The 20,251-nt window shown below is 74.6% G+C and carries 16 protein-coding genes; 5 read left to right on the plus strand and 11 right to left on the minus strand.

Annotated elements, in window-relative coordinates; all coding sequences use genetic code 11:
* Positions 1-125: 125 nt before the first annotated feature.
* The 6 genes from trxA to FHX36_RS15620 all read right to left on the minus strand — a co-directional run bounded on the left by trxA (position 126) and on the right by FHX36_RS15620 (position 8,283).
* Positions 126-452: a thioredoxin gene (gene trxA, locus FHX36_RS15595; protein WP_110551703.1), complete on the minus strand. Its 327-nt coding sequence runs from the start codon at positions 450-452 to the stop codon at positions 126-128.
* A gap of 92 nt (positions 453-544) precedes the next feature.
* Complete coding sequence (trxB, locus tag FHX36_RS15600; protein ID WP_220035886.1) at positions 545-1,561, minus strand: thioredoxin-disulfide reductase; 1,017 nt, start codon at positions 1,559-1,561, stop codon at positions 545-547.
* A 66-nt stretch (positions 1,562-1,627) separates the two neighbouring features.
* On the minus strand, positions 1,628-3,280 hold the full coding sequence (locus tag FHX36_RS15605) for a protein kinase family protein (RefSeq protein WP_183513881.1): 1,653 nt from the start codon (positions 3,278-3,280) through the stop codon (positions 1,628-1,630).
* A gap of 70 nt (positions 3,281-3,350) precedes the next feature.
* Positions 3,351-5,096, minus strand: coding sequence for a murein biosynthesis integral membrane protein MurJ (gene murJ / locus FHX36_RS15610; RefSeq protein ID WP_258373067.1), 1,746 nt, complete (start codon positions 5,094-5,096; stop codon positions 3,351-3,353).
* Positions 5,097-5,467: 371 nt separating this feature from the next.
* Positions 5,468-7,810 (minus strand): DUF6049 family protein, encoded by a 2,343-nt coding sequence (locus FHX36_RS15615; protein WP_183513884.1) that lies wholly within the window; start codon positions 7,808-7,810, stop codon positions 5,468-5,470.
* Positions 7,807-8,283 carry an NUDIX hydrolase gene (locus FHX36_RS15620; protein ID WP_110552361.1) on the minus strand — a complete coding sequence of 159 codons (477 nt, stop codon included), beginning with the start codon at positions 8,281-8,283 and terminating at the stop codon, positions 7,807-7,809. Before FHX36_RS15620 ends, FHX36_RS15615 begins: the two co-directional genes overlap by 4 nt.
* 42 nt (positions 8,284-8,325) lie before the next feature.
* On the opposite strand from FHX36_RS15620, the gene FHX36_RS15625 reads away from it, so the two are divergent.
* Positions 8,326-9,819 (plus strand): CCA tRNA nucleotidyltransferase, encoded by a 1,494-nt coding sequence (locus FHX36_RS15625; RefSeq protein WP_258372740.1) that lies wholly within the window; start codon positions 8,326-8,328, stop codon positions 9,817-9,819.
* Here the strand turns inward: FHX36_RS15625 and FHX36_RS15630 are convergent.
* Entirely contained in the window at positions 9,717-11,150 is a 1,434-nt protein-coding gene (locus tag FHX36_RS15630; protein WP_110552360.1) for an MFS transporter, read from the minus strand. The two genes, FHX36_RS15625 and FHX36_RS15630, sit on opposite strands and share 103 nt — an antisense overlap.
* A 209-nt stretch (positions 11,151-11,359) precedes the next feature.
* Between FHX36_RS15630 and FHX36_RS15635 the strand changes: the two genes are divergently transcribed.
* The gene (locus FHX36_RS15635) at positions 11,360-11,890 is read left to right on the plus strand and encodes a YqgE/AlgH family protein (RefSeq protein WP_110552362.1); all 531 of its coding nucleotides are present in this window, start codon (positions 11,360-11,362) and stop codon (positions 11,888-11,890) included.
* A 105-nt stretch (positions 11,891-11,995) separates the two neighbouring features.
* Here the strand turns inward: FHX36_RS15635 and FHX36_RS15640 are convergent, their stop codons facing one another.
* From FHX36_RS15640 to FHX36_RS15650, 3 genes are all read right to left on the minus strand, one after another.
* Positions 11,996-12,775, minus strand: coding sequence for a hypothetical protein (locus FHX36_RS15640; RefSeq protein ID WP_110552359.1), 780 nt, complete (start codon positions 12,773-12,775; stop codon positions 11,996-11,998).
* Between the two features lie 90 nt (positions 12,776-12,865).
* Positions 12,866-13,945, minus strand: coding sequence for an inositol-3-phosphate synthase (locus FHX36_RS15645; protein ID WP_110552358.1), 1,080 nt, complete (start codon positions 13,943-13,945; stop codon positions 12,866-12,868).
* A 67-nt stretch (positions 13,946-14,012) separates the two neighbouring features.
* Positions 14,013-14,636, minus strand: a complete 624-nt coding sequence (locus FHX36_RS15650) for a PadR family transcriptional regulator (RefSeq protein ID WP_110552357.1) — start codon at positions 14,634-14,636, stop codon at positions 14,013-14,015.
* Between the two features lie 213 nt (positions 14,637-14,849).
* Here FHX36_RS15650 and FHX36_RS15655 point away from each other — a divergent pair, with 213 nt between their 5' ends.
* The 3 genes from FHX36_RS15655 to FHX36_RS15665 all read left to right on the plus strand — a co-directional run bounded on the left by FHX36_RS15655 (position 14,850) and on the right by FHX36_RS15665 (position 19,457).
* Positions 14,850-15,263 (plus strand): DUF5318 domain-containing protein, encoded by a 414-nt coding sequence (locus tag FHX36_RS15655; RefSeq protein ID WP_258372738.1) that lies wholly within the window; start codon positions 14,850-14,852, stop codon positions 15,261-15,263.
* A 140-nt stretch (positions 15,264-15,403) separates the two neighbouring features.
* Positions 15,404-17,866, plus strand: a complete 2,463-nt coding sequence (locus tag FHX36_RS15660; RefSeq protein ID WP_183513886.1) for a transglycosylase domain-containing protein — start codon at positions 15,404-15,406, stop codon at positions 17,864-17,866.
* A gap of 115 nt (positions 17,867-17,981) precedes the next feature.
* On the plus strand, positions 17,982-19,457 hold the full coding sequence (locus FHX36_RS15665) for a glycosyltransferase family 87 protein (RefSeq protein ID WP_258372737.1): 1,476 nt from the start codon (positions 17,982-17,984) through the stop codon (positions 19,455-19,457).
* On the opposite strand, the gene FHX36_RS15670 is transcribed toward FHX36_RS15665, so the two are convergent.
* Positions 19,412-20,227 carry a deoxyribonuclease IV gene (locus FHX36_RS15670; RefSeq protein WP_110552353.1) on the minus strand — a complete coding sequence of 272 codons (816 nt, stop codon included), beginning with the start codon at positions 20,225-20,227 and terminating at the stop codon, positions 19,412-19,414. The two genes, FHX36_RS15665 and FHX36_RS15670, sit on opposite strands and share 46 nt — an antisense overlap.
* Positions 20,228-20,251: the final 24 nt, after the last annotated feature.

A 20,251-nucleotide genomic window follows, 5' to 3' on the forward strand; every position in this document is an offset into this window, starting at 1 on the left:
GCGCACCGGGTGACCGGAGGCCCGTCAGCGGGCGGGGACGACGAAGCCCGCCGGTCCGGCAGGACGGGCGGGCCTCATCGATCACGTACCTCGGGGGAGCGGCCGGCGGTCGGCCGGCCGGTCGCTCAGAGGTAGTCGGACAGGTCGGACAGGATGGCGCCCTTGGGCTTGGCGCCGATGATGCTCTTGACCGGCTTGCCGCCCTGGAACACCGTCATGGTCGGGATCGACATGACCTGGTAGTCGCGGGCGATCTGCGGGTTCTCGTCGATGTTCAGCTTCGCGATGGTGAGCTTGTCCTTGTGCTCGGCCGCGATCTCCTCGAGCACCGGGGCGACCATCTTGCACGGCCCGCACCACTCGGCCCAGAAGTCGACCAGCACGGGCTTGTCGCTGCCCAGGACGTCACTGGCGAAGCTGGCGTCGGTCACGGTCACGGTGTTGCCTGCCATGGAGTGCTCCCTGTGGTTGCTCGGTGGTCCGCCTGGAGAACAGGCGGGGAGGTGGATCTATGCCGCGTGCGGGCGCGGCGGCCGGGTGGTGCTCAGCGCTCGTCGAAGGTCTCGGCGAGCCAGCGCTCGGCGTCGATCGCGGCGGCCGCACCGGTGCCGGCCGAGGTGATCGCCTGCCGGTAGATGTGGTCGACGACGTCACCGCAGGCGAAGACGCCCTCGATGTTCGTGCGCGTGGTCGGGTGGTCGACGACGACGTAGCCCTCGTCGTCCAGCTTCAGCTGGCCGACGAACAGCTCCGTGCGCGGGTCGTGCCCGATCGCGACGAACAGCCCGGTGACCGGCAGCTGCTCGGTCGCGCCGGTGGCGACGTCGGTCAGCTCGACCGCCGCCACGGTCTGCTCGCCGTGGACGTCGGTGACCTGCTTGCCCAGCGCCCAGCGGATCTTCTCGTTGTCCAGAGCGCGCTTCTGCATGATCTTCGAGGCGCGCAGCTCGGGACGGCGGTGCACCACGGTGACCGACTTGGCGAAGCGGGTCAGGAAGGTGGCCTCCTCCATCGCGGAGTCGCCACCGCCGACGACCACGATGTCCTGGTCGCGGAAGAAGAAGCCGTCGCAGGTGGCGCAGGCCGACACCCCGCGGCCGAGCAGGCGCTGCTCGTTGTCCAGGCCGAGGTAGCGGTACTTGGAGCCGGTGGCGACGATGACCGCGTGCGCGAGGTGCACCTCGTCGCCGACCTTGACCACCTTGGGGTCGGCCGTCAGGTCGACCTCGGTGACGTCACGGGCGACGAGCTCGGCACCGAAGCGCTCGGCCTGGGTGCGCATGTCGTCCATGAGCTGGGGGCCCTGGATGCCCTCGGGGAACCCGGGGAAGTTCTCCACCTCGGTGGTGGTCATCAGCGCGCCGCCGAACTGCGAGCCCTCGAACACCAGCGGGTGCAGGTTCGCGCGGGCGGCGTAGGTCGCGGCCGTGTACCCGGCCGGACCGGACCCGATGATGATCAGGTCGCGGATCCCGTCGTGCTCCGCCGGCGGGATGGCGGGCGGGCCGTCGGTCGAGACCGCGGGGCCGGGAGTGGGCTGGTCGTTCGTCACAGGCGGCACAACCGACAGGGTAGGGGCGCTATTCCACGGTGTCCCACGGGTCGCCCGTGAGCCGGAAGGCCGGGATCAGCCCGCTGCGGTGACCGTGACCTCGGCCAGGTCGGCGCCGAAGCCGTCGTCGTTGGCGACCAGCCCGGTCACCCACACCAGCACGTAGCGGGTGGAGACCGGCTCGGCGAAGGTGAGCTCGTCGGTGCCGCTGAGCTCGGCGTCGGTGGCGACGGTGAACGCGTCCAGGTCGCCGTCGGGCGTGCCGCCGGTGCGCACCTCGACCGTGGCGCCGGGGGTGGTGGTGGTCAGGGTGACGCCGGCCAGCGACTGCTCGCTGCCCAGGTCGTAGACGATGCCCACGCCGGGCTTGAGGTTCCCGAAGTCGGCCGAGCCCCGGTAGTTCAGCGTCGACCAGGTGGTCGTCGGGTCGCCGTCGAAGGTCAGCGGGACCTCGTCGTCGTTCTCCGGCTCGCCGTCGCCGAACGGGTCGAACACGCCGGCCGAGGCGATGGTGGCCGGCGCACCGGCCGCCGGGGCCGAGCTGGACGCCGGACCGCCGGTCGTCGCGCTGCCGGACGGCGGGGTGGAGCCGGCGCCGTCCTGGTCGACGTTGCCGGCGACCGAGAGCACGTTGTTGCCGAACCAGAGGGCGGCCGCGATGACCAGGGCCAGCGCCATGACCAGCACCCCGGCGACGGCGAACCGGCGGCGGGCGGTGGTCGGCGGCCCGTCGTCGTCGGCCGGGTCGTCCTCGGCGGCGAAGGTCTCGCCCCAGTCGAGGTCGTCGTCCTCGTCGGCGGGGGCCGGGGGGCGGGCCGAGAGCGGGCGGGCCAGCCCCGCGCCGGGGACCGGCGGCAGGGTGTTGCGGTCCAGCCGCACGGGCTGCTCGCCGTCGGGGTCGTCGCGCCGGGCCTCCTCGGCGTCGACGAGGTCGCGGCGGTCGCGCAGCCGCCGCATCCAGCCGCTGTCGGTGAAGCCGTCGGGCCGCACGGCGTCCTGCGGGCCGGTGCCCGCGCCGGCACCGGGCCGGGGGCGCTCGGCCAGCAGCGAGGCCATGGTGCTGACGTTGGACAACCCGGTGGCCGGGTCGGTGGAGCGGGCCCGGCGGACCAGGGCGGCCAGGTCGGGGGAGCTGATCACGGTGGGGCGCGCGCCGGGGAGGTCGGACCGCTCGCCGGTGAGGCACAGCTCCAGCAGCGCCCCCAGGGCGGCGATGTCGCCCTTCTCGGTGCCGCTGGCCGCCGGCACGGACAGCAGGCCGACCAGCCCGCCCGGGCGCAGCACGACGTGCTCGGGGGTCAGGCCGCCGACGGCGAGCCCCACCCGGTGGGCCTCGGCGACGCCCTCGGCGAGCCGGCGCACCAGGGCCCGGGCCTCGCGCTCGGGCAGCGGGCCCTCGGTGGCGAGCCGGTCGGAGAGCCGGGTGCCCTCGATCCACTCGTTGACCACGTAGGCGGCGCCACCGGGCTCGGTGCCACCGGTGCCCTCGGCGGCGTCGTAGACCATCGAGAGGGCCGGGGTGGCCAGCCCGCCGGCGGTCAGGGCGCGGGTGATCCACTCCCGGGCGGCCGGACCGCCGGGGGTGTGCACGCGCAGCGCCACGTCACGGTTGAGCACCCGGTCGCGGGCGCGCCAGGAGCGGATGACGCCGGTCGGCGTCTCCTCGTCGGGGGCGACCTGGTCCAGCGGGCGGTAGCGGTCGGGCAGCCCGGTTGTCGTCGACGTCACGGACGCTGCCGACCCCCTGCTCGCTCACTGCCGGGGACGGCGTCCCCGGGTCAGGCGGCGCACGCCCCGGTCACCGTGACCGCCCGAGCCGCGCCCGGACGCCGGTCAGCGCGGCCCGGACCTCCGGGACGCCGACCACCACGGCACCCGCGACCACCGCGCTGCCGATGACCACGGTACCGAGGAGGACCGTCCCGAGCGAGCCCGGTACCGACGTCCCCAGGGAGCGGCCGGCCAGCGACACCGCGGCCCACCCCAGCACGGCCGCCACCGCGGACACCAGCGCCATCCGCGCGACCGTCCGGCCGGCGTCCGGACCGCTGCGCACGCCCAGCTTGCGGCGCAGCGCGATGCTGCCGGCCAGCCAGCCCATCAGGTAGGTCGTGCTGGTGGCGATCATCAGCCCGGCGACGACGTCCTCGGGCCCGACCAGCGCCGGGACGAGCAGCAGCAGCGGCACCCGGACGGCGACCATCGCCAGCTGGATGAAGGTGGGGGTGCGGGCGTCCTTCATGGCGTAGAACACCCGCAGCTGCAGCAGGGTGACCGCCATCGGCAGCAGCCCGAACGCGCCCCAGGCCAGGGCGACGCCGATCGCGCGCGCCTGGTCGACGCTGGTGTTGCCGTAGCCGAAGGCCACCGTGGCGACCGCCGGGCCCAGCACGACCAGCAGCGCGGTGACCGGGAGCAGGCCGGTCGCCGAGAGGCGGGTGCCCAGGGTCAGGTCGGCGACCACGCCGTCCAGGTCGTGCCGGGCGGCCGCGCGGCTCATCCGCGGCAGCAGGGCGGTGAGCAGCGCGACGCCGATGATCCCGTAGGGCATCTGGAACAGCAGGCTGGCGATCGCGAAGGCGGCCGAGCCCAGCCCCTCCGCGCGGCCGGCGGCGTTGGCCACCCGCATGGCGACGATGACGCCCACCTGGCTGATCGCGGCGTAGGCGACCACCCAGAGGCCCAGCGAGCCGACCTCGGCCAGCCCGGTGCCGCGCAGCGCGAACCGCGGGCGCAGCGGCACCCCGGCCTTGCGCATCAGCGGCAGCAGCACGATCGACTGGACGGCGATCCCCGCCGTGGTGCCGATGCCCAGCAGCCAGACCTGGTACTCGCTGATCGTGACCTCGGTCAGCTCGCCCGGCCCGCTGGCGGCGATGAACAGCAGGCCGGTGGCGATGACGACCACGTTGTTGAGCACCGGGGCCCAGGCGGGGGCGCCGAAGACGCCGCGCGAGTTGAGCACCGCGGTGACCAGCGCGCCCAGGCCGTAGAAGACGATCTCGACCAGCAGCAGCCGGGCCAGCCAGTTGGCCAGCGCCACCTGCTCGGCGTTCCCGGAGATGTCCGACAGCCGGGTCAGCAGCGGGGCGGCCAGCACGGCGAGCCCGGTGATCACCAGCAGCCCGGCGGTGGCGACGGTCATCAGCCGCTGCGCGTAGCCGACGCCGCCGTCCCGGTCGCGTTCCTGGGCCTGCACCAGCAGCGGGACGACGACGGAGGACAGCACCCCGCCCAGCAGCAGCTCGTAGACCAGGTTGGGCAGCGTGTTCGCGGTGTTGTACGCGTCGTTGACCAGGCCGACGCCGAGCGCCGCGGCGATCACCACGGTGCGCAGCAGCCCGGTGAGCCGGCTGACCAAGGTGGCCACGGCCATGGTCCCGGCCGCGCGCAGGATGCCGCCGCTCGCGCCGGGGGCGCCCTCGCGGAGCTCGGTGGCCGCCTCGTCCTCGTCCTCGGCCGGCTGGACGACCGGGAACGCCGGGATCAGCTGGGTGTCGTCGGGGCCCGGCACGAACCGGCGCACCCGGGTGGGCGGGGGCACCGGTGGCAGCACGGTGCGCCGCCGGGGGGCCTCGGCGACGACGGGAGGGGCGACGAGAGGGGCGACGGGAGGGGCGACGGGTGGCGCGACCGGGGGTGCGACGGGGGGCGCGGCCGGGGGGGCCGGGACCACCGCGGGCCGGGAGCCGGTCGGCGGGGGCACCGGCGGCAGCGGGCGGGGCCGGGCAGCCGGCACCGCGGGCCGGGCGCCGGTCGCCGGCCGCGAGGCGGGGGGCACCGGCGGGCGCCCGGCGGCGGGTGGCGCGGGCACGTTCTTGTACGGCGGCGGGGGCAGCGGCACCGCAGGCCGCGGCCGCCCGCGTGGCGGGTCGGCCTGCTGGTCCTCGCGCGCGCCGGCCCCGGGGCCGCCGGTCACACCGGGCTCCGGGTGGGCGGCACCGCGGAGACGCCGTCGAGCAGCGGGTCGGCCTCGGGCTCGCCGCGGCGGCGCTTGAGCACGAACCGGACCGCGCGGCGCAGGAAGAGCAGGCCGAGCAGCGCGGCCGCGCCGATGGTGATGCCGAGGGTGATCGGCCCGTAGGCGGTGCTCTTGACCTGCATCTGCACGTCGTCGCCCAGCGGCTCTCCGCCGGGCGTCGTCAGCCGGGCGGTGACGGCGAAGCCACCGGACTGCCGGACGTGCGCGGGCACCTGCAGGGTGGTCCGGGAGGAGGGCTCCAGGGTGGTGACGCCGATGTCGTCGGTGGTGAGCCCGACGTTGCCGCGCGCCTGCAGCTCCAGCCGCACGTCGACGGCGAAGGGCAGGTCGTTCTGCACGGTCAGCACCAGCGGGGCGTCGCTGGAGGCCAGGCTGTACGTGCCGTCGACCGGCGCGAGCAGGGTCACCTGGTCGCGCAGCTGCGCCACGGTGTCCCGCAGGTCGGCGGCGGAGGCGGCGAAGCCCTCGGGGTCGGTGCGCCACTGCGCCGAGCCGGCCCGGGCGATGGCGGCGTCGTAGCCGGCCAGCACCGCGTCGGTGTCGCCGACGACGGCGTCGGCGAAGTCGTCGCGCACCCGCATGGTCTCGGTGATGCCGGCCAGCCCGTCGGCCGGCAGCCGGGCCCCGGTGCTGTCGCCGGCAGCCAGGTCACCGGCGGCGACCGACGGCCCGTCGGCCAGCGCGTCCAGCGAGCCGGCGGCCAGCCAGGGCTGGGTCGCGGTGTCGGAGATCATCGCCGCCACGGTCGCCGGGTCGGGGTCGACCCGGCGGGGCGGGGTGACCAGCACGGTCTGCGGGGTGCCGGGCTCGCGCGCGGCGAGCTGACCGGTCAGCGCCGCCAGCTCGGCCAGGTAGCGCTGCTCGACCAGCCGGCCGTCGCCGGACCCGGGCGTCGCGTCCGCCACGACGTCGGTGAGCCGGCTGTCGGCGACCAGCACCGAGATGTCGCCGCCGGCGGTGGTCAGCGTGCTGCGTGCGGCGGCCGGCTCGCCCCCGCCGCCGACGGCGAGGTCGCCGTCGGTCAGCGCGGTGTCGGGCAGCACCACGGTCTCGACGCCGCCGGCCTGCAGCGTGTCCAGCGTGGGTGCGGACACGGTCGTGCCCGCCGGCCAGGCGAGGTCGGTGCGCGGGTCGACGCCGAGGACCTCGCGGACGACCGCGGCCCCGGCGCCCGGGCCGCCCTCGGCACCGGCCGGTGCGCCCTCGCCCGCCGGGGTGCCGGCGTCGTCGCCGTCCGCCGGCTGGCGCGCGGTGCCCGTCGGGAGGCTGCGGGTGACCGCGGCGGCCTGGCCGGCGGTGACCAGGGCGTCGGCGTCGACGTCGGCGTAGCCGAGCGCGACCACCGGCAGCTCCCCGGCGAGCCGGCGCAGCCGGTCCAGCAGGTCCGCGGCGTCCTCGGTGCCGGAGCCGTCGCCGCCGCCGGCGCGGTAGGGGCCGGCGGCCATGACCGACAGCTCCTCCAGCAGTGCCGGGTCGACGGCCAGGGTCACCGGGACGGCGGGGTCGCCGTCGGCCGGTGCGGCGCCACCGGTGCGCGGCAGCTGCTCGAGCACCTCGACGGCCCGGTCCAGCCGGCCGCCGTCGGTGACCTCGTCGGCCAGCTCGTCGTCGGTGAAGGCGCCGGTGGCGTCCCGGTGCGGCCGGTCGGTGATCGGCCACAGCCAGGCGACCGTGGTGCGGGCGGCCGGGATCGGCTGCTCGAGGACCAGGTGGGTGGACTGCTGCCCGACGCGCTCGGGGGTGCCGCCGGTCGGGGTGCCGTTGAGGTTCACCAGCAGCGGGTAGACGCCGTCGGCGGTGAGCTGCAGGACGTCGGCGGTGGTCGTGTACGTGAAGGTCACCGAGTCGCCGGGCTCGAGCTCGCCGGGCACCTCCTGGAACTCGGTGGTGGCCACCGAGGCGTCGCCGGGGTCGGTGAGGTCGTCGACGAACTGCCGGCGGCTGGTCAGCACCTCACCGCGCTGCACCCGCACGGCCAGGTCGGAGTAGGTCTCCGTGCTGTCGTTGACCAGCGTGACGCCGACCTCGATCGGCGAGCCCGGGGTGACCGTGCGCGGTTCGAGCCGGTTCACCGTGACCTGCACCGGCCGGCCGTCCGTGGAGCTGTCGACCGCGGGTGCGGCCTGCGCCGGTGCGGCCGGCAGGGCGCCGAGCAGCACGGTGCCGAGCACCAGCAGCGACGGGAGCACCCCGCCCCGGGCGGCGCAGGACGGCGGCGTCGCGGCGGAGGGGGTCCGGGGGCGGCCGTCGGCGCGGCCGGCGGCCCGCCGTGTCACGCGCTGTCGGCCAGCAGGCCCGGCGCGCGCTCCACCAACGCGCGCTCGTCGGCGTAGGCCAGCCGCCCACCCAGCTCGGTCAACGGGACCCAGGCGACCTCGGTGACCTCCACGTCGGCGTCGGAGAGCACGCCGCCGACGGCCCGCAGCAGGAAGTGGTGCACCGTCTTGTGCACCCGGCGCCCGTCCGCGACGAACCAGAAGTCGATGATCCCGAGCGGGGCGACGACCTCGCCGATGATCCCGGTCTCCTCCGCGACCTCGCGGACGGCGGTGTCCTCCGGCGTCTCGCCCTCCTCGATGTGCCCCTTGGGCAGGGACCAGAGCAGGCGGCCACGGCGGTCGGTGCGGCCGATCAGTGCGGCGCGGGGGCCGGTCCCGTCGTCGTCGGCGACCACCAGGCCGCCGGCGGAGGTCTCGTCGACCCGGCGCAGGCGGCGGCCGGGGCGCTGCCGCCCGCCCGTCCCAGCCATGCCAGGAGGGTAGCGCGCGCAACCGCACTACCCTCGACCGTCGTGTCCGTAGAGCCGCCGCGTCGTCCCCCCGCCCTGCCCGTCCCCCCGGCGGTGCAGCAGACGGTGCGCGAGCTCGTCGAGGTCTCCCCCGTGCTCGTCGAGCTGGGCGAGCGCTTCACCGCCGCCGGCTTCCAGGTGCACCTGGTCGGCGGGTCGGTGCGCGACGCCCTGCTGGCCGCCGGGTCGGCCGGGGCGGAGCCCGCCCGCCCGGTCGGCGACCTGGACCTGACCACCGACGCCCGCCCCGAGCAGACCCTCGAGGTGCTGCGCGGCTGGGCCAGTTCCACGTGGAACACCGGCATCGCCTTCGGCACCGTCGGCGCCGAGGTGCGCGGCGAGCGGGTGGAGATCACCACCTTCCGGGCCGACCGCTACGACCGGGAGTCGCGCAACCCCGAGGTGGCGTGGGGCAGCTCGCTCACCGAGGACCTGGCCCGCCGGGACTTCACGGTCAACGCGATGGCGGTCTCGCTGGGGCCCGACCGCGCGGTCACCGACCCCTTCGGTGGGCTCGGCGACCTGCTCGCCCGCCGGCTGCGCACCCCCGGGGCGGCCGTCGACTCCTTCGCCGACGACCCGCTGCGGATGCTGCGCGCGGTGCGCTTCGTCGCGCAGCTGGGGCTCACCCCGGACGACGAGGTGGTGGCGGCGATGACCTCGCTCGCGCCCGAGCTGGGCCGGATCACCGCGGAGCGGGTGCAGCACGAGTTCTCCCGGACGCTGCTCAACCCCTCCCCCCGCGCCGCGCTGGAGCTGTTCGTCTCGACCGGGCTGTCCGACGTCGTGCTGCCCGAGCTCTCCGCCCTGCGGATGGAGATCGACGAGCACCACCAGCACAAGGACGTCTACACGCACTCGCTGACAGTGCTCGACCAGGCGATCGAGCTCGAGCGCGCCGACCCCGAGGCACCCTCGCCGGACCTGGTGCTGCGGCTGGCCGCGCTGCTGCACGACATCGGGAAGCCGGCCACCCGCCGGCACGAGGCCCGCGGCCGGGTCTCCTTCCACCACCACGAGGTGGTCGGCGCCAAGCTGGTGCGCAAGCGGCTGGCCGCCCTGAAGTACCCCAAGGACGTCATCGAGGCGGTCTCCCGGCTCACCTTCCTGCACCTGCGCTTCCACGGCTACGGCCGCGGGGAGTGGACCGACTCGGCGGTGCGCCGCTACGTCACCGACGCCGGTGACCTGCTGCCCCGGCTGCACAAGCTGGTCCGGTCGGACTGCACCACCCGGAACCGGAAGCGCGCCGCGTCGCTGTCGGCGACCTACGACTCGCTCGAGGAGCGGATCGCCGAGCTGTCGCAGGCCGAGAACCTCTCCCGCATCCGGCCCGACCTCGACGGCAACCGGATCATGGAGCTGCTGGAGATCGGCCCGGGCCCGGAGGTCGGTCAGGCCTGGCGGTTCCTCAAGGACCTGCGGTTGGAGCGGGGGCCCTTGGCGCCCGAGGAGGCCGAGGCCGAGCTGCTCACCTGGTGGCGCGGCCGCTCCTGAGGGGCCGGCGGGGGTGCCGGTGCGGGCTCGGCGGCGTGCGGTGACTCCAGGGAGTGGCCGGGCCGCCGGCTCCAGCGGGTGAAGGCGACGGCGGTGAGCAGGTAGCCCCCGCCGATCGCCACCAGCAGCGCCAGGCTCACCCCGGACTCGGGCAGCAGCAGCGCACCGGCCAGCAGCGACGCCACGAAGGTGACGTTGAACAGGGTGTCGTAGACGGAGAAGACCCGGCCGCGGAAGTCGTCGTCCACCGACTCCTGCAACGTGGTGTCCACGCAGATCTTGATGCCCTGGGCGACGAAGCCGAGGGTCAGGACGGCGGCGACGACGGCCGGCGGCTCGAACAGCCCGCCGAGCACCAGCTGGCCCACCCCGGCGAGCACCAGCAGCCCGGTCACCCACGGCGCCTTGCCCCAGCGGCGCACCGCCCACGGGGTGACCGCGGCGGCCAGTAGCGTGCCGGTGGCGCCGGCGGCCAGCACCTCGCCCAGCCCGGCGAGGCCGCCCCGGAAGAGGCCGGTGCTGCCGGTGAAGGTGTTCCGGTACAGCAGCAGGGTCATCAGCGTCAGCACGCCGTAGAACAGCCGGTGGGCGGCCATCACGGTGAGCACCGCGGTGGCCGGACGGTGCTGCACCATGTGCCGGGCGCCGGCGACCATCCCGTGCAGGACGTCGCGGGCGCTCACCGTGGCCGCCAGGGTGAGGTGGTCGGGGCCCAGGTACGGGCGGGAGAACCCGGAGACGACCCAGGCCGCCGCCAGGTAGGGCAGCGCCGAGCCCAGCGCCAGCGCGGCGTACCCCCCGGAGCTGGAGTCGGCCAGGCCGGTGACGCCGATGGAGACGCCGCCCCCGAGCACGGCGGCCACCGCGCCGGCCGTCGTCGACAGCGCGTTCGCCGACACCAGCGACGGCTCGTCGGTGACGTGCGGCAGGCCGGCCGACAGCGCGGAGAGCACGAACCGGGTGACCGAGAAGACGGCGAGCCCGGCGACGTAGAACATCGTGCCCTGGACGCCGCCGAGCACCAGCGCGGCGACGACGGCGACCAGCACCGCCCGCACCACGTTGGCGACCAGCAGCACCTGCCGGCGGCTCCACCGGTCCAGCCACACCCCGGCGAACGGGCCGACCAGCGAGTACGGCAGCAGCAGGACGGCGAAGCCCGCCGCGACGCCCATCGGGTCGGCGGCCTGCTGGGGGTTGAACAGCACCGTCCCGGCCAGCGCGGCCTGGAAGACGCCGTCGCCGAACTGGGAGGCCAGACGGGTCAGCAGCAGCCTCCTGAAGTCCCTGCGGACCAGGAGGTGGCGCACGGTCGTGGGCGCCTGCTGCACCCCAGCCACACTACGAGCCGGGCCGCGCCGTCGCCCCTCCGCTCCGGACCTGATGCACACTGGAGGCGATGAACCCGGTGCCCTCGTCACCCGACCCCGAGCGTCGGCCCGCAGCCGGACAGGCCGCAGGCCGAGGCCGGCGGAACGCCGTCCCGGCCCTCTCGGTCGGGTGCCTCGACGACGTCCGGCCCGGGTCGCTGCTGGTCGCGATGCCGAGCCTCACCGACCCGACCTTCGCCGGGGCGGTCGTCTACGTGCTCGACCACTCCGGCACCGGCACGATCGGCGTCGTGCTGGGTCGGCCGAGCGAGGTGCGGATCGGCGACGTCCTGCCCGGGTGGTCCGAGCTGGCCGTCGAGCCGGGCGTCTTCCACGTCGGCGGGCCCTGCGAGACCGACACCGCGCTGTGCCTGGCGACCCGCGCCGGTGACGGCCCGCTGGACCCGGACAGCGGGCTCCGGCCGGTGGCCGGCCGGGTGCACCTGGTCGACCTGGACGGCGACCCGGAGCTGCTGGACGGCGAGATCGAGGGCCTGCGGGTCTTCGCCGGGTACGCCGGCTGGTCGGCCGGGCAGCTGGCCGGTGAGCTCGCCGAGGGCGCCTGGGCCTGCGTCACCGGCGACCCCGCGGACGTGCTCGCCGCCGCGGACGGGCCCCAGCTGTGGCGCTCGGTGCTGCGCCGCCAGTCCGGCCGGCTCGCGGTGCTGTCGACCGCACCGGCCGACCCCTCCGCCAACTGACCGGACCGGCCCGCGTGTCGCTGGTCGGCAGCCCCGGGAGCTGGTAGGAAAGAGCCTGCAGGAGGGGGCGACCTGGGGAAGAGGCCGCCCCCTCCTGTGCTCATCTCACAGCCCCAGCGCGGCGGCGATCTCCGGGTGCGCGGCGAGGTCGACGGCGTCGGTGTCGGCCGGCAGGGTGATCTCCCGCTGGCCGTGGTCGTCGAGGGTGATGGTCACCCGGAAGTCCTGCAGCGTGGTCGCGTACTGCACCAGCAGCCGGCTGTCCGCGGCCACCGTGACCTCCGCGCCGGTCCCGCTGCGGAAGACCGACGCCAGCTGGCCGTTCACCGACTGGGTGCCGCCCCAGGTGTAGGCCTCGAAGGACCGCGGGTCGTCCGCGGAGCGGGCCGACAGCCGGGTCACCATCTGCACCAGCACGTCCAGCAGCGACGCGGTGCCCGTGGCGTCCGTCGCCGCGATCGGCCGGCGCGCGTAGCCGGCCGCCGGCAGCCCCGCCGCCGTGACGGCCTCGGCCAGACCCGGCACGTCGCCCTGCCACAGCTCGCTCTCGGTGAAGAACAGCGTGCGGGTCTCCTCGGGCTGCCCGTCGCTGTAGGTGGTGACGGCCTGGGCGCGGCCGGTGGACCGGCTGAAGTCGACCTCGCCGGTCAGGGTCAGCAGGGCGCCCTCGGCGAAGGGGGCGCTGACCTCGAAGTCGGCGCCGCCCTCCTGGAGGTCGTTGTAGAGCACCTCGGCCAGGACGGCCGCCTCCTCGGAGGTGACCGCGTCCCCGGGCCGGCGCTCGGTGGGCTCGTCGCCGCTGCAGCCGGCGAGGACCGCGACCAGGGCGGCGACGGCGGAGAGCACGACCAGCCGCAGCGGACCGGGACGGCGGGAGGAGCGCATGCCCAGAGCGTAGGAGGCGCGGCCTCCCGGGCCGGGACGCACGACGGCCCGCCGCCCTGCCGGAGCAGGGAGGCGGGCCGTCGTCCTCGTTCAGCGCTCCAGGTCGCCCCGGATGAACGCCTCGACGGCGTCGCGCGCCTCGCTGTCGCTGTACTGCTCCGGCGGGCTCTTCATGAAGTAGGAGGACGCCGAGAGGATCGGGCCGCCGATGCCGCGGTCCTTGGCGATCTTCGCGGCGCGGACGGCGTCGATGATGATGCCGGCCGAGTTCGGGGAGTCCCAGACCTCGAGCTTGTACTCGAGGTTCAGCGGCACGTCACCGAACGCGCGACCCTCCAGGCGGACGTAGGCCCACTTGCGGTCCGAGAGCCACGGCACGTGGTCCGACGGGCCGATGTGCACGTTGCCCTTGCCCATGTCGCGGTCGACCTGGCTGGTCACCGACTGGGTCTTGGAGATCTTCTTGGACTCCAGGCGCTCGCGCTCGAGCATGTTCTTGAAGTCCATGTTGCCGCCGACGTTGAGCTGCATGGTGCGGTCCAGCTGCACCCCGCGGTCCTCGAAGAGCTTGGCCAGCACCCGGTGGGTGATGGTGGCGCCGACCTGGCTCTTGATGTCGTCGCCGACGATCGGCACACCGGCGTCGGTGAACTTCTGCGCCCACGCGGGCGTGCCGGCGATGAAGACCGGGAGGGCGTTGACGAAGGCGACCTTGGCGTCGATGGCGGCCTGCGCGTAGAACTCCGCGGCCTGCTGGGAGCCGACGGGCAGGTAGCAGACCAGGACGTCGGCGCCGGACTCGCGCAGCGCCGTCACCATGTCCACCGGGGAGTCGTCGGACTCCTCGACGATCTCGCGGTAGTACTTGCCGAGCCCGTCGAGGGTGGTGCCGCGCTGGACGGTGACGCCGAGCGGCGGCACGTCAGCGATCTTGATGGTGTTGTTCTCGCTCGCGACGATGGCCTCGGAGAGGTCGCGGCCGACCTTCTTGGCGTCGACGTCGAAGGCGGCGACGAACTCGATGTCGGACACGTGGTACTCGCCGAAGCGGACGTGCATCAGCCCGGGGACCGATGCCGACTCGTCGGCGTCCCGGTAGTACTCGACCCCCTGGACGAGCGAGGCGGCGCAGTTGCCGACGCCGACGATGGCGACCTTGACCTTGGGCATGGACTGTCTCCCTCCGGCGGACCCGTGGGCCCGGACGATGTGTGCGATCACGTGCGGGTGGTGCTGTTCAGGTGGTGCTGGTCTCGCTCGGTGGTGCGGTCGGTGGGGGCGTCTGCTCCGCCCGGGCGGCTGCGGCGCGGGCGTCGTCCCGCTCGCTGTCGATCAGCTCGGTGAGCCAGCGGACCTCGCGGTCGACGGAGTCCAGACCGTGGCGCTGCAGCTCGAGGGTGTAGCGGTCGAGCTTCTCCTGGGTGCGGCGCAGCGAGTCCATCAGCCGGTCGCGCTGCCGCTCGACGGTGCGCCGCCGGCCCTCGAGGATGCGCAGCCGCACGTCGGCCGCGGTGTGCCGGAAGAAGGCCAGGTGGACGCCGAAGCGGCCCTCGTCGTCGTAGGCCTCCGGGCCGGTGTCGCTGACCAGGTCGTGGAAGCGCTCCTTGCCCTCGGCGGTGATCGTGTAGACGACCTTGCCGCGCCGGCCGGTCAGCGCCGGGGCGTCGGCCGGGAGCAGCGACCGCGGGGTCGGGTCGTCGCTGGCGATCAGCCCGGCGGCCTGCAGCCGCTTGAGCGCCGGGTAGAGCGACCCGTAGGAGATCGAGCGGAGGCCGCCGAGCACCGCGGCGAGCTCCTTGCGCAGCTCGTAGCCGTGCATCGGCGACTGCTGCAGCAGCCCGAGGATGGCGAACTCGAGCACGTCGCCACCTCCTCGTTCGCCCGGCGTTCACCAGGTCGATGTATCGAGACGATACATCGGTGACGTGTCCGGACCGCAAGTCCGGCGGGCTGCCCAGCGGTCGCCCAGCGGGCGCACACCCGCCGTCCACCGGCCACCCAGCGGCCGGGACGGGTGCCGTGTCGACATCGGAGGAGGCCCAACGGGCGGCCTCCGGTGCGTACATTGGCGGCCGTGCCCGGACGACGGTCGGTGGTGGACTACGCGCTGCAGCGGCGCGCACTCATCGCCGAGGTGCACGCGGGGCGGACCGGTCTGCTCGAGGTCTGCGATGCGAGCCCCTACCTGTCCCGGGCGGCGAAGTACCACGGGGAGCCGACCGACTCGCCGTGCCCGATCTGCCGCCGGGAGAGGCTGACGCTGGTCAGCTACGTCTACGGCGACGGGCTGGGCCCGGTGTCCGGGCAGGCGAAGACCGGGCCGGAGCTGGCCCGGATGGACGCTGCGCAGGACGAGTTCTCCGTGTACACGGTCGAGGTGTGCCGCGGCTGCGGCTGGAACCACCTCGTCACCTCCTACGTGCTGGGCGCCGAGCTGGTGCCCGGCCGGGCACCACGCAAGACCCGCCGCCGGGCGGCGACCGAGTAGTCGCCGTCGGACCGGCTCCTGCCGGACCGCGATGCCGCCTGCCCGCCGCGGCGCACAGCTGAAGACGTCACCCTGGGTGCACCGGACGCGCGACCACGCTGCTGCCCGACCACCCACGACCTGCAGGAAGGGGCCACCGAGTGCCTCCCCACGACGAGACCGCCCGGGTCGGCTCCGCCGGCTCGGTGCGCCGCCCACCGGCCGCCCGCGCCACGAGCAGCGGCGGTGCGGGCGGCGCCCGCCGGCCGACCGTCAGCGGCAAGGCCCGCAGCTCGGCGTCCGCGCCGGGCCGCGCGCCGGCCCGCTCCGGTGGGGGCGGCGGCGGCCGACCGCCGGTGAAGCCGCCCACGGGCGGCAGCCGGCCGGGGGGCAGCGGAAAGGGCCGCCCGCCCGGTGGTGGCGGTGGCGGCAAGAAGAAGCGCACCGCGAAGCAGAAGCGGCGCCGCTGGCTGAAGATCATCTCCGGGACGATCGTGGGCCTGATGGTGATGCTCGGCGTCTTCGTCGGCGTCGTCTACGCCTCGACCGAGGTGCCGTCGCCGGACTCGATCACCAACAAGCAGACGACGATCATCTACTACGCCGACGGCGTCACCGAGATGGCGCGGCTCTCCGACGAGAACCGGATCAACGTCCCGCTCTCCCAGGTCTCCGAGCCGGCCCGCAACGCGATCCTGGCCGCGGAGAACCGGAACTTCTACAACGACCCGGGCATCTCCTTCACCGGCATCGTCCGGGCCGCCTGGAACAACCTGACCGGCGGCTCGACGCAGGGTGGCTCGACGATCACCCAGCAGTACGTGAAGAACGCCTTCCTGAGCTCGGACCAGACGTTCAGCCGCAAGTTCAAGGAGCTCTTCCTCGCGATCAAGCTCGACAACGAGTACACGAAGGACGAGATCCTCGAGAACTACCTGAACACCATCTACTTCGGCCGCGGCGCCTACGGCATCGAGGCGGCGGCCGGCACGTACTTCGGGGTCAAGGCGGCCGACCTGACCGCCGAGCAGGGCGCCGTCCTGGCGGTGCTGGTGCGCAGCCCCAGCTACTACGACCCGGCGAACAACCCCGAGGAGGCCGCCGACCGCTGGGGCCTGGTGCTGGACGCCATGGTCGGCGAGGGCTGGCTGGACTCCGCGGCCCGCGCCCCGATGGTGTACCCCGGCGTGCTGCCCAACACCGGCAACACCAACGGCACGCCGCCCGGGCCGGAGGGCTTCATCGTCAACCTGGTGAAGAAGGAGATGCGCGAGCACGGCTACGACGACATCGAGGCCGCCGGGCTGCGCATCACCACCACGGTCAACAAGGGCTACCAGGACGCCGCCGTCGCCGCGGTGAACGACGTGATGACCGGCGAGAACGAGGACGGCACGCTGCGCCAGGCGCTGGTCTCGGTCGACCCGAAGACCGGTGGCGTGCTCGCCTACTACGGCAACGCGCAGAGCAGCAGCCAGGACCCCGCCGTCGACACGACCGACTACGCGCAGGCGCTCAAGCAGCCGGGCTCGTCGTTCAAGCCGTACACGCTGGCGACCGCGCTGCAGAACGGCTACAGCGTCGACACCCGGCGGGACGGCACCTCGCCGCAGGAGTTCCCCGACCGCGAGCAGCCGGTGCGCAACTCCGGCAACGCGCAGTGCGCCAACTGCACGCTCAAGGAGGCGATCACCCGGTCGCTGAACACCACCTTCTACGGCCTCGCCTACGAGGTGGGCGCGGAGAACGTGGCCGCGACGGCGCGGGCGGCGGCCGGCATCCCCGAGGTGTGGCCCGCCGACGACCCGACGGCTCCCGTGGGGGTCGCCGGCTTCGAGTCGCTGAGCATCCCGACGACCAACGACACCGGTGGGGCGATCGGCATCGGCGAGTACCCGGTGCGGCCGATCCAGCAGGCGGTCGGCTTCGCCACCTTCGCCGCCGGCGGGGTCTACCACCCGGCGCACTTCGTCGCGACCATCGCCGACAGCGCGGGCACCGTGCTCAAGACGATCGACGGCAGCGCCGGCGCGAACCAGGTGATCCCGGCCGACGTCGCCAGCGACGTCACCTTCGCCATGGAGGACGTCGCCTCGACGTCCAAGCGCGCGCTCGACGGCAACCGCCCGGTGGCCAGCAAGACCGGCACCCAGGGCATCGACGCGGTGAACAACTCCGACGCCTGGATGGTCGGGTACACGCCGTCGATCTCCACCGCGGTGTGGATGGGCACCCAGGGCATCGCGCCGATCGAGAACGCCGCGGGCGGGATCATCTACGGCTCGGGGCTGCCCGGTGCGATCTGGCAGCAGTACATGGACGCCGTGCTGGCCGGCACCCCCGAGGAGCCGCTGCCCAGCAAGGCGCTGATCAAGGGCGACCCGGAGCTGAGCGTCCCGGAGGAGACGGAGGAGGCGCCGGCAACCACCTCCGAGGCGCCGGCGCCGGTCACCAGCCGGGCTCCCGCGCCGACCAGCCAGGCCCCGGCCACCACCAGCGAGGTGCCGGTTGAGACGACCGAGACGGTGCCGGTGACGCCGACCGTGCCGGTGCCCTCGCCGTCGACCGCGGCGGGCCGGCCGACGTTCAGCATCCCGGTACCGGGAGGACCGCCGAACGGCTGAGGCCAGCAGGCAGACTGACCGCGTGAGCGGAACACCGACGGGCCCGTCCGTCCCGGCCGACCGGCCGGGGGGCGGGCCCGCGGTGTCCGCGCCGGCGCGGCGGCCGGTCACGGAGGTGCCCCAGGTCGCGGCTCCGCCGTGGCCGGACCGGGTGGTGCCCAGCTGGACCGACCCGGTGGTGGTGCAGGCCAGCGAGGCCGTCGGTGGCCCGTGGGGCCGGCACGCGGTCACCGGCCGGGCGCTGTTCTGGACGCCGCTGCGGGTGTGCCTGCTGTTCACCGTGCTGGTGCTCAGCCTCGCCTGGACCAAGCAGGCGCCGTGCTCCGACGGCAACTGGACGGGCTCCAAGCAGTACACGCACCTCTGCTACAACGACGCCGTCCCGCTGTTCGGCATCCACGGCCTCTCCACCGGCGACGTCCCCTACCTGGACTCCCCCGTCGAGTACCCGGTGCTCACCGGCGGGCTGATGCAGCTGTCCGCGGTGATCGCCCGCGGCTACGACTCCCTGGCCGCGGGCATCGGGCCGCTGCCGGACGCGGTGCCGGTGCAGACCTACTACGTGGTCACCTGCCTGCTGCTCTCGGCGCTGGCCCTGCTGGTCACCCGCGGCGTGCTCGGGCTGACCGGCCGGCGGCCGTGGGACGCCGCGATGATCGGCCTGTCCCCCGTCCTGCTGGTGCACGCCTTCACCAACTGGGACCTGCTGGCCGTCGCGCTGACCACGCTGGGCATGTGGGCCTGGGCGCGCCGGCACCCGGCGGTCGCCGGCGTGCTGCTGGGGCTGGGCATCGCGGCGAAGCTCTACCCGGTGATGGTCGTCGGCGTGCTGTTCGCGCTGTGCCTGCGGGCCGGGCAGCTGCGGCCCTGGCTGACCACGGCGCTCACCGCAGGCCTGGCCTGGCTGGTGGTCGACCTGCCGATCGCCGTCCTGGCGCCGGAGAACTGGGCGCGGTTCTTCACCCTCAACGACACCCGCCCGGCCAACCCGGAGAGCATCTGGGCGATCGTGCTGCACTGGTGGCCCGGCTTCCTGGACGGGCCGCTGGCCGAGGGCGAGAGCCCCACGGTGCTCAACGCGACCGTCGCCGTCCTGCTGGTGCTGGCCGCGGCCGGGGTGGTCTGGCTGGCGCTGGCCGCACCGCTGCGCCCGCGGGTGCCGCAGCTGGCGTTCCTGCTGATCGCGGCGTTCCTGCTGCTCAACAAGGTCTACAGCCCGCAGTACGCGCTCTGGCTGCTGCCGCTCGCGGTGCTCGCCCGGCCGCGCTGGCGCTCGCTGCTGCTCTGGCAGGCCACCGAGGCCCTGGTCTGGGCGCTGACGATGCTCTACTACCTGGGCGGGGACAACCGCGGCGTCGACGTCGAGTGGTTCTACCTCGCCGTCGGGCTGCGCGACGTCGCCCTCGTCGTCCTGATGGCGCTGGTCGTGCGGGACGTCTGGCAGCCCGACGCCGACCTGGTGCGGCGCAGCTGGCCGGGCACCGACGACCCCGCGGGTGGCTTCCTGGACGGCGCCCGGGACGTGCGCACCCTGCGGCGGCGGGCTCAGCCGGCGAGGGCCTCGCGCAGCAGGGAGATCTCCTCGGCGTGACCGGCGGCGTCGCCCGGGGTCTCCAGGACGACGGGGGCACCGGCCGCGCGGGCGACGCCGACCAGCAGCTCCAGCGGGATCTCCCCCGAGGTCAGCGGCGCGTGCCGGTCCCGCCCCGAGCCCGCCGGGTCGCGGCTGTTGTTCAGGTGCACCAGGTCGATCCGACCGGTGACCGCCCGGACGTCGTCGACCACCCGGGCGAGGTCCCAGCCGGCGGCCCAGGCGTGGCAGGTGTCGAGCACGAAGCCGGCGCCGAACTCGCCCACCGCCTCCCACAGCCGCGCGACGGCGTCCAGCTCGCGGGCCATCGCGTTGTCGCCGCCCGCGGTGTTCTCGATCAGCACGGGGATGCCGAACCCGCCGTCCTCGGCCTGCCGGGCGAAGGTCTTGCGCCAGTTGTCGACGCCGGCCGCGGGATCGTCCTTGGCCAGCACGTGACCGCCGTGCACGACCATGCCGCGCGCGCCGACCGCCGCCGACGCCGCGGCGTGCTGGCCCAGCAGCTTGCGGCTGGGGATCCGGATCCGGTTGTTGGTCGAGGCCACGTTCAGCACGTACGGGGCGTGCACGAACACCGCGACGTCGGAGGCGAGCAGCGGCTCGGCGTCCGGGCGGGGCCTGGGCGCCTTCCAGCCCTGCGGGTCGGCGAGGAACACCTGGACGGCGTCGGCGTCCATCTCCGCCGCGCGGGCCAGCGGGCCGCCGTCCAGCAGCTCGTTGTCCTCGGTCAGACCCGGTCCGACGTGCACGCCGATCAGCTGCTCAGCCACCCCGGCGACCCTAGTCGGGCGCAC

Source organism: Modestobacter versicolor (genome assembly GCF_014195485.1).
In the GTDB taxonomy this organism is placed as follows: Bacteria; Actinomycetota; Actinomycetes; order Mycobacteriales; family Geodermatophilaceae; genus Modestobacter; species Modestobacter versicolor.

Excerpts from the sequence above, each read along its gene's own strand:
- trxA (WP_110551703.1), bottom strand. The coding sequence starts at position 452 with ATGGCAGGCAACACCGTGACCGTGACCGACGCCAGCTTCGCCAGTGAC.
- FHX36_RS15620 (WP_110552361.1), bottom strand. The coding sequence starts at position 8,283 with ATGGCTGGGACGGGCGGGCGGCAGCGCCCCGGCCGCCGCCTGCGCCGG.
- FHX36_RS15635 (WP_110552362.1), top strand. The coding sequence starts at position 11,360 with ATGCCGAGCCTCACCGACCCGACCTTCGCCGGGGCGGTCGTCTACGTG.
- FHX36_RS15640 (WP_110552359.1), bottom strand. The coding sequence starts at position 12,775 with ATGCGCTCCTCCCGCCGTCCCGGTCCGCTGCGGCTGGTCGTGCTCTCC.
- FHX36_RS15645 (WP_110552358.1), bottom strand. The coding sequence starts at position 13,945 with ATGCCCAAGGTCAAGGTCGCCATCGTCGGCGTCGGCAACTGCGCCGCC.